Genomic DNA, 12,173 nt, shown 5'->3' with positions numbered 1-12,173 from the left:
TTTATTGAAGGCTTTGTGTTATTTGCCGCTGCGTCCCTGCGCCGCCGGCAGGAGCTGCCAGTCGAAGTCGTAATCCAGTTGGTCGAAATAGAGGTTGCCGCCCTTCCACTCCGCTTCGCCGCGCTGCGAGTCCACGTCGTCCGAGCGGAACTGCTGTTTGGCCGGCTGGAACGGACGATCGAAGTCGCTGTTGAAGGCGAGGCGGTATTCGTCGAGTCCGCCCAGGTAGAACCACTCCAGCGCGGGGGCATCCGTCGCCGCCGGATGCAGGCGGCCGGTGGTGACATCCATCGGCACCCAGCCGTAGGGCGCCAGGTACAGAAAGCCCCAGTCATGGATGTTGCTGTAGCCGCTGCCGTCATCGGAGAACACCATGCCCGACTGCCAGCGCGCGGGAATCCCGTTGAGCCGCAGCAGGGTCATCAACAGCAGCGTCTGCTGGCCACAGTCGGCGTGGCCGGTGTGCAGCGCGTAGTCGCTGATGTTGGAGATCGTCGAATACTCGCGAGCACCCGCCCATGGAATCTTGTCGACCGCGGCGAACAGCTTCTGCGCGATGCGGTAGGGGTTCTTCTCGTCGCCGACCGCGTCGTGCGAGAACTTGCGCATGGCGTCGGTGAACACGATGTGCGGTGCGCGCTCGGCCACGAACGGTGCGAGCTCGGGGGTGATCGTGGCGGGTACCACGCGCGCCGGATCGATCGCGTGGTATTGCGCGTACTGGGTCAGCTCATAGGTGACCGAGAACACTGTCTTCTGGCCGGCTTTCGCGGGCTTCTCCAGATAGACCGTGCGCTGCGGCGCGGATTCGGCTGCGATCCGGTGTTGTGCCGGCACGCTGGCGACGTAACGGATGTCTTCCTGCTGACCAGGCACCGCCTGCGGATAGGGAATCCACGCGCGCACCGTTTCACCGGCCGGCACCGCATCGGCGGCGACCGTCAGGGTCTGCGTCATGCGCAGCCGGCGCGGCAGCACGCTGCTGCGATGCTCGGACAACGCCGCCTGGTAGATCGCGCGCTGGTGATCGTTCAGCGCTTCCATCGGGCCTTCGCCGAGCGGCTTCTGCACCGCGCGTCGTGCACGTGCTTCGGCACTGAGCTGGAACAGGTTGCCCGGCGCGCGCTTGAAAAAGAGCGTCTCGCCGTCGATCAGCTGATGCTCGAACAGGCCGGCCGCGTTCCAGTTTTCGAACTCGGCGTCGGTCAGGTCGGGAATCTGCTTGCGCAGGCGCGCCTTGACGTCGTCGGCACTCAGCGTGAAGTCGAGCAGGATCCGGCGCATGCGTTCGCGCTGGAACGAAAGCGCGCGCTGCGTGTCGGGCGTCAGCGCGGACTTCGCCTGGGCAGCGGTGATCGCCGCGTCGGCAGCCTTGAAGTGACCGGCGTCGATCTGGGCGATGATGGGGGCGGTGGTCGCGTCGACGAGGTTCTGGCCGGCGCAGGCGGCCTGGCCGAAGCAGAGCAGCACAAACAGGCACGCGATCAGGCATCCGCTCCGCGTGCGATGGCGTATTCCCGGTGCGACAGGTAGCAACGTATCCATCGACAAATCGTCCCCGCAACAAGTCCCCTGAAACCGTTGTGTAACACGCTTGCAAATGCTGGTCAATAATTTATGCTTCGATTGAAGTCGACAAGAATCACCTATTCCTTGCGGGCCGAAAACCGCCTGCCCGCGAATAGCCGCGAACGATCCACGAGGGGATGCATGTGATCCACACGGTCTGGCCTTATCTGGCGCTGATGTTGCTGATCGCCGGCCTGTTTCCGGCGATCGAGCGCCGCTTCGGCTGGAAGATCTTCTCGGTGCTGCCGCCGATCGTGCTGACCTATCTGCTGGTCACTGCACTGGCGGTGTCAGGGCTGTGGCAGGTCAACGCGGAGATCAAGGCGGCGCAGTCGATGCTGGTGTCGCACATGGTGCCGGCACTGCTGTTCCTGCTGATGATCAATTGCGACCTGCGTGCGATCTGGCGGCTGGGGCCACGCGTGCTGGGCGTGTTCGCCTGTACCTCGATCAGCCTGTTCGCGGCCTTCATCGTCACCTTTCTGCTTTACCGCCACTGGTTGCCCGGCGACCAGTGGCAGCCGCTGGCGGCGCTCTCGGGCAGTTGGGTCGGCGGCACCGCCAACATGATCGCGGTGAAGCAGGCGATCGGCATGCGCGATCAGCTGCTGGCGATGTCGCTGCTGACCGACGCGGTGTGCTATTCGATGTGGGTGGTGGTGCTGTTTTCGGTGGCGCGGCTGGCGCCGGCATTCAACCGCTGGACCCGGGCGACCTCCAGCGGCGACATCCCGCTGGCGCAGGCGAAGACCAGCGCGCCGACCACCTACGACAGCGTGCTGCTGTGGCTGGGCATGGCGCTGGCGGTGGCGGCACTGGCGGGCTGGCTGGCCGGCTGGCTACCGGTGTCCGGCATGGTCAGCGCCACCACCTGGACCATCCTGCTGGCTACCGGTTGCGGCCTGGTGGTGGCGCACACGCCACTGGCGAGGTTTCCCGGCGCCGGCACGATCTCCAGCGCAATGCTGATTGGCGTGGTGGCGGTGCTGGCTTCGCAGAGCAATTTCCAGGGCATCGCCGCGGCGCCGCTGTACCTGCTGTGCGGGGTCACCGTCATCGCGATCCACGCAATGCTGCTGGTCGGTTTTGCCAAACTGTTCCGCTTCGATCTGTATCTGTGCGGAATCTCCTCGCTGGCGCATATTGGTGGCGTGGCGGCCACGCCGATCCTGGCGGCCAGCTATTCGGCCGCCCTGGTGCCGGTGGGTATCCTGCTGGCGCTGCTCGGTTACATCCTGGGCACCGGCTTCGGCCTGTTGGTGGCGTCGATCATGTCGTCGCTGGCGATTCCATGATGCGACCTCGACAAAGGACAACAGCCATGCGACTTCCCCTGCTTGCCGTCAGCGTGCTTGCGCTGGCCCTGACCGGCGCCCCGCTGCAGGCGCGTGACGCCGACGCTGCGCTGGCCATTCCGCCCTCGGGCGTGCTCGGCGTGGGCGATGCGCAACTGACCCCGGCCTTCTGGATCGGCCTGCAGCCGCAGCCGGATCTGGTGATCCTCGATGGTGCGGCGATCGCGGCGCAGAACGCGAAATTGCTGCATGTCGATCCCTCGATGCACGACCTGCATGCGCTGCCGGCCACGCTGGAACGCGCCCGCGTCGCCGGCTGGATCACCGATCTGTCCGCGCGACCGGATCGGCCGCTGTTCGATGTCGATGGCCAGCCGGTGACCAAGGCCACGCTGGATGCGATCGTCGCCAATCGCGCGCTGGAAAGCATTCCCGCGCAGCAGCAGACCCGCTACGGCCTGATCGTGCAGCGCGCCGCGCTGCGTACGTTCCCCACCACGCTGCGCGTGTTCAGCGAGAAGGGCGATACCGACATCGACCGCTTCCAGGAGACTGCCGAATTCCCCGGCACGCCGGTGGTGATCGCCCATGCCAGCGCCGATGGCAAGTGGCTGTTCGTGGTCAGCCCGCGCTATGCGGCCTGGACCGAAAAGGACAACGTGGCCGAGGGCAGCGCCGCCGAAGTGTTCGCCTATGCCGAGCGGACGCCGTACCGGATCGTCACCGGCGACAGCGTGCACACCGTGTTCACCCGCGAGGTGCCGGCCGTTTCGCAGTTGCAGCTGGACATGGGCACCCGCCTGCCGCTGGTCACCGACCTGCCGCCCGATCAGCCGGTCAACGGGCAGACGCCGTACGCCACCCACGTGCTCGAGCTTCCCGTGCGCAACGGCGATGGCTCGCTCGCGTTCCGTCCCGCCCTGCTGCAGAGGAACACCGACACCGCGGCCGACTACCTGCCGCTGACCCCCGCCAACCTCATTCGCCAGGCGTTCAAGTTCCTCGGCGAGCGCTACGGCTGGGGCCACGCCTACGACGGGCGCGATTGCAGTGGCTTCGTCTCCGACGTGTATCGCAGCATGGGCGTGCAGATGCCGCGCAATACCAGCAAGCAGGCGATCAGTCCCGCGCTGGAGCATCGCGCCTTCACCAGCAAGGACAGCCGCGAAGAGCGGATCAAGGCGGCGCACGCGCTGCAGGTGGGCGACCTGGTCTATATCCCGGGCCACGTGATGATGGTGATCGGCCAGTACCGGGGCCAGCCCTGGGTGATCCACGACGTTGGCGGCATGAGCTATCGCAAGGCCGACGGCAGCAAGGCGCACGTCAAGCTCAACGCGGTGTCGGTGACACCGCTGCTGCCGATGCTGTTCAACGACCGGCAGACCTTCGTCGACCGCATGACCAGCATCGTGCGCATGCGCCATTGAGCTGGTCTGAAATCAGAAGAACAGGAATATCGATTCCATGAAGGCTTGTCCATGAAGATCACCGACATCCAGTTCGGCATGTTGCGGGTACCACTGAAGACCCCGTTCAAGACCGCGCTGCGCACGGTCAACACGGTGGAGGACATCGTGGTGATGGTGCACACCGACTCGGGCCACATCGGTTACGGCGAGGCGCCGGCCACCGCGGTGATCACCGGCGACACGCATGGCTCGATCATCGACGCGATCCGCCATTACATCTCGCCGCGACTGATCGGCCAGGACATCGCCGACCTCAACCAGGTCACCCAGCTGATCCAGGCGTCGATGGAGAAGAACACCAGCGCCAAGGCGGCGGTGGAGATCGCGGTCTACGACCTGTGGGGCCAGCTCTACAACGCGCCGCTGTACAAGTTGCTGGGTGGCGGCGATCCGGTGATCACCACCGACATCACCATCAGCGTCGACTACATCGACAAGATGGTGGCCGACTCGGTGTCGGCGGTGGAGCGCGGTTTCGAGTCGCTGAAGATCAAGGTCGGCAAGGACATCGGCGTCGACATCGAGCGGGTCAAGGCGATCTACGCGGCGGTGGAGGGTCGCGCGCTGCTGCGGCTGGACGCCAACCAGGGCTGGACCGCGAAACAGGCGGTGTATGCGCTGCAGACGCTGGAAGACGCCGGCATCAAGCTGGAACTGATCGAGCAGCCGGTGAAGGCGCGCGACCTGGCCGGCATGCGTTACGTCACCGAGCGCGTGCACACGCCGGTGATGGCCGACGAGAGCGTGTTCGGCCCGATGGAAGTGATCGAGCTGATCCGCATGCGCGCCGCCGACATCATCAACATCAAGCTGATGAAGACCGGCGGCATCTCCAACGCGATCAAGATCGCCGACATCGCCGGCATGCACGGCATCGAGTGCATGATCGGCTGCATGCTGGAAACCAGCATCAGCGTGGCCGCGGCGGTGCACGTGGCGGTGGCCAAGTCGAACGTGATCACCAAGATCGATCTGGACGGCCCCTCGCTGTGCCAGTTCAACCCGGTCGACGGTGGGGTAATCTTCAACGAATCGGAAATCTCGGTGACGGATGCGCCCGGCCTCGGCATCCGCGAGATCCGCGGTCTGGAGAGGATCGAAGGCTGATGTCACCACTGGTCAAAATCCGTTCGGAGCGCGACCAGATGTCGGCGGTGGAGCGGCGCATCGCCGACTTCGTGCTGGAGAACGCGCAGTTGCTGCGCGACTACTCCTCGCAACAGCTGGCCAATGCGCTGGGCATCAGCCAGTCCAGCGTGGTGAAGTTCACCCAGAAGCTGGGTTTCAAGGGCTATCCGGATCTCAAGTATTCGGTAGGCGAGGCGATCGCCCGCGCCGACCATGGCGAGACACCCGAGCTGAGCACGGCGGCGGACGGCGAGAGCACCTCGTCGGCGGGTCACCTGTGGCGGCGCAAGTCGGAAGCCGAGGAGGCGACCCGGCTGATCAATGCACCGGAAACCCTGCAGGCGGTGGCCGATGCGATCTCCCAGGCCGGCCGCGCCGGCAAGGTGTTCATCATCGGCCTGGGCGAGGACGACATCTACGCCCGCGGCTTCGCCCTGAAGCTGTCGCTGCTGGGCATCCTCACCGTGCACAATTTCGACACCGCGCGGATGACCGCGAATGTCTCCGCTGCCAGCGCCGGCGACGTGTTGCTGGTGTTCTCCGAGCACGGCAACCACCCCGCGCTGTGCAAGATCAGCCGCTACTTCCGCGAGCGCCGCGGCCAGGTGATCACGGTGACGCGGCATACCGCGAACCCGCTGCGCACGCTGGCGGATCTGGCGCTGGTGGTGTCGGCGCACGACGAGCTGCCGTACATCCAGCCGCTGCTGTACCAGTCGTCGCTGCAGCACTTGCTCGATGGCGTGTTCGTGCAATTGTGCGAAGGTCACGACGACCGCCACGCGCAGCTGCTGGCCAACCTCGACCGGATCCAGCTGATGCTGGAACCCTGACCCGTGACGCTTGACTGCGCACCCTTCACCCGCCGGATGAAAAGCCGATGACTGCCCGTCGCCGAATCCTTGCCGTCATGATGTTTGCCACCGCATGCACCGGGCTCGCCCATGCCGGCGCGATGGACACGCCGTGGCACGATGCGCGCCAACTCGTGCTCGTGACCACCGCCAGCTGGAACGCCGACCACGGCATGCTGCGCACGTTCGAGCGCAACGGCGACGGCTGGCGCGAAGTCCGCGCCGCGGCGCCGGTGACCATCGGCAAGAACGGCGCGGGCTGGGGGCTGGGCCTGAATCCGCCGCAGCATGGCGGGCCGTTCAAGCGCGAAGGCGACAATCGCAGTCCCGCCGGCGTGTTCCGCATCGGCGAGGCATTTGGCTACGCCGCGCATGCCGCCACCGCCTTGCCGTATCGCGCGCTGAGCGCCACCGATTACTGCATGGATGTCAGCGGCTCGGCGCAGTACAACCGCATCGTCGATGCGAAGGTGGTCGGTGCCGACGCGGTGAAGGGTTCCACCGAGCCGATGCGCCGCGACCTGCACGCCAACGGCGACCAGCGCTACCGGCTCGGCTTCGTGATCGAGAACAACCCGCAAGCGGCGCCCAACGGCGGCAGCTGCATCTTCGCCCATCTGTGGAAGTCGCCCGCCGACGCCACCGCCGGTTGCACCGCGATGACGCCGCCGGTGATGCAATCCTTGCTGGCGTGGTTGAAGCCGCAGGATCATCCGGTGTTCGTGTTGCTGCCGCAGGCCGAGTACGAACGGCTGCGCATGCCATGGCAATTGCCGGCCATCGCCGCAACGGACGGCGCACGATGAGTGCAACCTCGCGGGTGTTGAGCGGACTGGCGGCCGGCGCGCTGATCGGTCTGTTGCTGGCCGGCTGGAATGAAAACCTTGCGTTGCAGGTGGCGAACGTGGTGCAGCCGGTCGGCAAGTTGTGGCTGAACGCGCTGCAGATGACCGTGGTGCCGCTGGTGCTGGCGCTGGTGGTGGTGGGCGTCAACACCGCCACCGACGCCGCCGCCTCCGGCCGCATCGCGCGGCGCGCGATCGTGGTGTTCATGCTGATCCTCACCGGTGGCGCGCTGTTTGCCGCGCTGGCCGCGCCGCTGGTGTTCGCGCTGTTCCCGCACAATCCGGCGCTGGTCGCCGCGCTCGACCATGCCAGCGTGCCGGCGCTGGCGCAGGCCAGTGCGGTGAACTGGCTGGATACCCTGGTCGCCATCGTGCCCAGCAATGCGATCAACGCGGCGGCGCAGAGCGCCATGCTGCCGCTGGTGGTGTTCGCGTTGTTCCTCGGTTTCGCGCTGACCCGGATCGTGCCGCCACGTCGCGCGATGCTGGTGGAGTTCTTCCAGGCCATCGCCGACGCGATGATCGTGATCGTGCGCTGGGTGCTGTGGGTGGCACCGCTGGGCGTGTTCGCGCTGATTCTTTCGGTGTGCGCGCGGTCGGGGCTGGGCATGCTCAGTGCGCTCGGCGTCTACGTACTGGTGGAGTGCCTGCTGTACCTGTCGGTCACCGTGATGATGCTGCCGCTGGCGCTGTTCTTCGGTGGCGAACGGTTGCGCCGCTTCGTGCCGGCGCTGGTGCCGGCACAGGTGGTGGCGATCAGCACGCAGTCGTCGCTGGCCTCGCTGCCGGCGATGCTGGAAAGCGCCGATCGCCGATTGGGCTATCCGAAACAGGTTGCCGCGCTGGTGCTGCCGATGGCGGTGAGCCTGTTCCGCTTGACCAGTCCGGTGCAATACGTCACCTCGGCGGCGTTCATCGCCTGGGCTTACGGCATCGACCTGTCCACCGCCCAGTTGCTGGCCGGTGCGCTGCTGGCGGTGGTGGTCAGCCTGGGTTCGGTGGGCCTGCCCGGCCAGGTCACCTTCGTCGCCACCAACCTGCCCGTGGCGCAGGCGATGGGCCTGCCGCTGAGCCCGCTCGGCCTGATGCTGGCGGTGGACACCATCCCCGATGCCCTGGCCACGCTGGGCAACGTCACCGCCGATCTCACCGCCACCAGCGTGGTGAACCGGCAATCGCAGCGAGACACCGTCGAGCCGGCCGCATGAATGAATACGATGCCATCGTGATCGGTGCCGGCATGGCCGGCGCATCGGTTGCCTATTTCCTCGCGCCACATGCGCGGGTGCTGGTGCTGGAGCGCGAGTCCCATGCCGGCGTGCATTCGACCGGGCGGTCGGCGGCGCTGTTCAGTGAAACCTATGGTTCGCCGCAGGTGCGTGCGCTGACCCGTGCGACGCGTTCGTTCCTGGCGGCGCCGCCGGCAGGTTTCGCAGCGCAGCCGATCCTCGCGCCACGCGGTGCCACACTGATCGGCAGCGCGGCGCAGGCCGACGAGGTGCGCGCGCTGTACGAGGCGATCCTGCCATTCAGCCGCGACATCGAACTGCACGATGCCGCGCGCCTGCAGGCAACCGTGCCGGTGCTGAAACCCGAGTTCGCACAGATCGGCCTGCACGAGCCCGGTGCCGCGGATATCGATGTCAACGAATTGCACCAGGGCTTCCTGCGCGGATTGCGCGCACGCGGCGGCCAGCTGCGTCTCAATGTCACCATCCGCGCGATCAGTCATGGTGCCGCCGGCTGGCAGGTGGACGACGGCGAGCTGATGTTCCGTGCGCCGTTGCTGCTCAATGCCGCTGGCGCATGGGTCGACCAGGTGGCTGCGCTGGCTGGCGTGGCACCGATCGGCATCACGCCGAAGCGGCGCTCCGCCTTCGTGTTCGATCCGCCGGAACAGCTCGACACCGCGCATTGGCCCTTCATCAATGCCTTCGACGAGAGCTTCTACTTCAAGCCCGACGCCGGCTTGCTGCTCGGCTCCTGCGCCAACGCCGATCCGGTGGAGCCACACGACGTGCAGCCGGAGGAATACGACATCGCGCTGGGCATCCATCGCATCGAGGAGGCCACCACGATGACCATCCGCCGGCCTCGCCGCACGTGGGCCGGCCTGCGCTCGTTCGTCGCCGACGGCGACCTGGTCGGCGGCTTCGCCGCCGCTGCGCCGGGTTTCTTCTGGGTCGCCGCGCAGGGCGGCTACGGCATTCAGACCAGCGCCGCGATGGGCGAGGTGTGCGCGAATCTCGCGCTGGGCCGGCCGCTGCCGGCGCCGCTGGTGGATGCAGGCTTGTCGGCGGCGCTGCTGGCTCCGCGGCCGGCTGCGTGACCGTCTCCGGCGCACCGGGTACCAGCGGCAACTCGATCCGCCGCTGCCGGCGTGCGCCAAAGGCTTGCCATCAGCGCAAGCCATGCATGATGGCAGTCAACGCCCGACCGGGGCCGGCGCAGCTTTATCGGCCACGCCGGCGGCGATCGACAAGGCGTGCGCCTGGGCTGCGCCCTTGCGCTCACTGTAGCGATCGACCAGGTAATCGCTGCGATCGCGCACCATCAGGGTGAACTTGAACAGCTCTTCCATCACGTCCACGACGCGGTCGTAGAACGGCGACGGCTTCATCCGGCCGGCGTCGTCGAATTCCTGCCACGCCTTGGCGACCGATGACTGGTTCGGGATCACCACCATGCGCATCCAGCGGCCCAGCACGCGCAGCGCGTTGACGACGTTGAAGGATTGCGATCCGCCACTGACCTGCATCACGGCGAGGGTGCGTCCCTGCGTCGGGCGCACGCTGCCGTCTTCCAGCGGCAGCCAGTCGATCTGGTTCTTGAACACGCCGGTTACCGCACCGTGCCGCTCGGGGCTGACCCAGACCTGGCCTTCGGACCACAGCGACAGCGCGCGCAGTTCCTGCACCTTGGGGTGGGAGGCCGGCACGCTGTCCAGCATCGGCAATTCGTGCGGATCGAACACCCGCGTCTCGGCACCGAAGTGCCGCAGGATGCGCCCGGCTTCCAGCGCCAGCTTGCGGCTGAACGACTGCGGGCGCAGCGACCCATACAGGATCAGGATGCGCGGCGGGTGGCCGGCGCCCGTCGGCAACGCCAGTCTGGCCAGGCTCGGCGTTTCCAGCACATCGGCGGCAATGTGCGGCAGATCCTGCATCGTCATGGAAGACGTTTCCCGTTGCGTTGACGAAATAATTCTATCATTATGGAAATATGGAATCCAATCCGGGACTGTCATGCATCCGTGCCGCGTTCTGTTCATCTGCACAGGCAATTCCGCCCGCAGCATCCTGTCCGAAGCGACCCTCAACCATCTGGGCGAGGGCCGCTTCGAGGCGTTCAGTGCCGGCAGCCAGCCGACCGGTCGCGTCAATCCCCATGCGCTCGAACAACTCCAGTCCGCCGGCATTTCCGTCGACGGTCTGGCCAGCAAGTCGTGGGATCGCTTCACCGAAGCAGGTGCGCCGCCGCTGGATATCGTGATCACGGTGTGTGACAACGCGGCAAACGAAGCCTGCCCGGTGCTGTTCGGCGACTTCGTGAAGAGCCACTGGGGGCAGCCCGATCCGGCCGCGGCCCGGGACGCCGCGGCCGCGGTCGCGGCGTTCCGGCGGGCCCATGCCCTGGTGCTGCGCCGGGTCACCGCGCTGGTGCAGCTGCCGGTGGAAACGATGAGCCGGGACGACCTGAAGCAGGCGCTGGATCACATCGGCAGCAGCACCGGTGCTGGGGAGCAACGCGCATGAGCCAGCTGCCTGCCGCCGCCGATGCGGATCTTGCCGATGGCAAGCGCATCGGCTTCTTCGAGCGTTACCTCACGTTCTGGGTGGTGCTGTGCATCGTGGCGGGCACGATCCTGGGGCACGGGCTGCCGGGCAGCTTCGAAGCCCTGGGCGGCATGCAGGTCGCCCAGGTCAACCTGCCGGTGGCGGTGCTGATCTGGCTGATGATCATCCCGATGCTGCTGAAGATAGATTTCGGCGCACTGGGTGGCGTGCGTCGGCAATGGAAGGGAATCGGCGTCACGTTGTTCATCAACTGGGCGGTGAAGCCGTTCTCGATGGCACTGCTGGGCTGGATCTTCATCCGCCATGTCTTCGCCGGCTACCTTCCGGCCGAGCAGCTCGACTCCTACATCGCCGGCCTGATCCTGCTGGCTGCCGCACCGTGCACGGCGATGGTCTTCGTATGGAGCAACCTGTGCAACGGCGAGCCGAATTTCACGCTGAGCCAGGTCGCCTTGAACGACGCCATCATGGTGGTCGCGTTCGCGCCCATCGTGGCGCTGCTGCTGGGCATTTCCTCGATCACGGTGCCGTGGAACACGCTGCTGTTGTCGGTGCTGCTCTACATCGTGGTGCCGGTGGCGATCAGCGTGGCGCTTCGGCGCTGGGTACTTTCCCGGGGTGGAGAAGCGCGGTTGCAGAAACTGCTGCAAGGCCTGGGCCCGGCCTCCCTGTTCGCGCTGCTGGCCACCCTCGTGTTGCTGTTCGGTTTCCAGGGCCGGCAGATCCTCGCCCAGCCGGCGGTGATTGCGCTGCTGGCCGTGCCGATCCTGATCCAGGTGTATTTCAATGCCGGCCTGGCCTACCTGCTCAACCGTCGGTTCGGTGTAGCCCATTGCATAGCCGGCCCCTCGGCGCTGATCGGTGCAAGCAACTTCTTCGAGCTGGCCGTCGCCACCGCGGTCGGCCTGTTCGGGGTGCACTCCGGCGCGGCGCTGGCCACCGTGGTCGGCGTGTTGATCGAAGTACCGGTGATGCTGTCGGTGGTCCGGATCGTCAACGGCAGCAAGCGCTGGTACGAATCGCCGCAGACTTGATCGGAGCCTTGTCATGCAAGGTTGTTGCAAGGTGTTGTCCGGATGCACCGGCAACCCGGCGCGGCATGCTGGCCAAGGCGATCGGAAAGGCACCCAGTCACGGCCCGGCGGGTTCATCGGGCAATGAGCGCAAGCATTACACTGACCACGAAGATCACCACACACCGTTCCGAGCCGGC

Annotated in this window: 11 protein-coding genes; 9 read left to right on the top strand and 2 right to left on the bottom strand. The window is 66.4% G+C overall.

The features are described 5' to 3' along the window. Positions 1-18 precede the first annotated feature (18 nt). Positions 19-1,545 carry a transglutaminase-like domain-containing protein gene (locus tag ACQGNJ_RS16055; protein ID WP_426690250.1) on the bottom strand — a complete coding sequence of 509 codons (1,527 nt, stop codon included), beginning with the start codon at positions 1,543-1,545 and terminating at the stop codon, positions 19-21. A 161-nt stretch (positions 1,546-1,706) separates the two neighbouring features. Here ACQGNJ_RS16055 and ACQGNJ_RS16050 point away from each other — a divergent pair, with 161 nt between their 5' ends. From ACQGNJ_RS16050 to ACQGNJ_RS16020, 7 genes are read left to right on the top strand one after another with little or no spacing between them, the layout of a single operon-like run. After that, a complete protein-coding gene (locus tag ACQGNJ_RS16050) occupies positions 1,707-2,864 on the top strand; it encodes a DUF819 family protein (protein ID WP_426690249.1) in 1,158 nt (385 codons plus the stop codon). Positions 2,865-2,890: 26 nt separating this feature from the next. Continuing rightward, a complete protein-coding gene (locus ACQGNJ_RS16045; protein ID WP_426690248.1) occupies positions 2,891-4,294 on the top strand; it encodes a C40 family peptidase in 1,404 nt (467 codons plus the stop codon). Between the two features lie 51 nt (positions 4,295-4,345). After that, positions 4,346-5,443 carry a dipeptide epimerase gene (locus tag ACQGNJ_RS16040; RefSeq protein WP_426690247.1) on the top strand — a complete coding sequence of 366 codons (1,098 nt, stop codon included), beginning with the start codon at positions 4,346-4,348 and terminating at the stop codon, positions 5,441-5,443. After that, entirely contained in the window at positions 5,443-6,297 is an 855-nt protein-coding gene (locus ACQGNJ_RS16035) for a MurR/RpiR family transcriptional regulator (protein WP_426690246.1), read from the top strand. Before ACQGNJ_RS16040 ends, ACQGNJ_RS16035 begins: the two co-directional genes overlap by 1 nt. Before the next feature lie 47 nt (positions 6,298-6,344). Further along, positions 6,345-7,124 (top strand): L,D-transpeptidase family protein, encoded by a 780-nt coding sequence (locus ACQGNJ_RS16030; protein WP_426690245.1) that lies wholly within the window; start codon positions 6,345-6,347, stop codon positions 7,122-7,124. Continuing rightward, positions 7,121-8,371 carry a dicarboxylate/amino acid:cation symporter gene (locus ACQGNJ_RS16025; RefSeq protein WP_426690244.1) on the top strand — a complete coding sequence of 417 codons (1,251 nt, stop codon included), beginning with the start codon at positions 7,121-7,123 and terminating at the stop codon, positions 8,369-8,371. Before ACQGNJ_RS16030 ends, ACQGNJ_RS16025 begins: the two co-directional genes overlap by 4 nt. Then, on the top strand, positions 8,368-9,492 hold the full coding sequence (locus ACQGNJ_RS16020; RefSeq protein ID WP_426690243.1) for an NAD(P)/FAD-dependent oxidoreductase: 1,125 nt from the start codon (positions 8,368-8,370) through the stop codon (positions 9,490-9,492). The genes ACQGNJ_RS16025 and ACQGNJ_RS16020 overlap by 4 nt, the downstream gene beginning before the upstream one ends. 96 nt (positions 9,493-9,588) lie before the next feature. Here ACQGNJ_RS16020 and arsH read toward each other — a convergent pair whose 3' ends face one another. Further along, the gene (gene arsH, locus ACQGNJ_RS16015; RefSeq protein WP_426690242.1) at positions 9,589-10,335 is read right to left on the bottom strand and encodes an arsenical resistance protein ArsH; all 747 of its coding nucleotides are present in this window, start codon (positions 10,333-10,335) and stop codon (positions 9,589-9,591) included. 73 nt (positions 10,336-10,408) lie between these two features. Here arsH and ACQGNJ_RS16010 point away from each other — a divergent pair, with 73 nt between their 5' ends. Beyond that, positions 10,409-10,918, top strand: a complete 510-nt coding sequence (locus ACQGNJ_RS16010; protein ID WP_426690671.1) for an arsenate reductase ArsC — start codon at positions 10,409-10,411, stop codon at positions 10,916-10,918. After that, complete coding sequence (gene arsB, locus ACQGNJ_RS16005) at positions 10,915-11,994, top strand: ACR3 family arsenite efflux transporter (RefSeq protein WP_426690241.1); 1,080 nt, start codon at positions 10,915-10,917, stop codon at positions 11,992-11,994. The genes ACQGNJ_RS16010 and arsB overlap by 4 nt, the downstream gene beginning before the upstream one ends. Positions 11,995-12,173 lie beyond the last annotated feature (179 nt).

The organism is Rhodanobacter ginsengiterrae (assembly GCF_050026815.1).
GTDB lineage: Bacteria > Pseudomonadota > Gammaproteobacteria > Xanthomonadales > Rhodanobacteraceae > Rhodanobacter > Rhodanobacter ginsengiterrae.
Note: the sequence above shows the minus strand (reverse complement) of the source record. Positions and strands in the feature narration are given on the sequence as shown.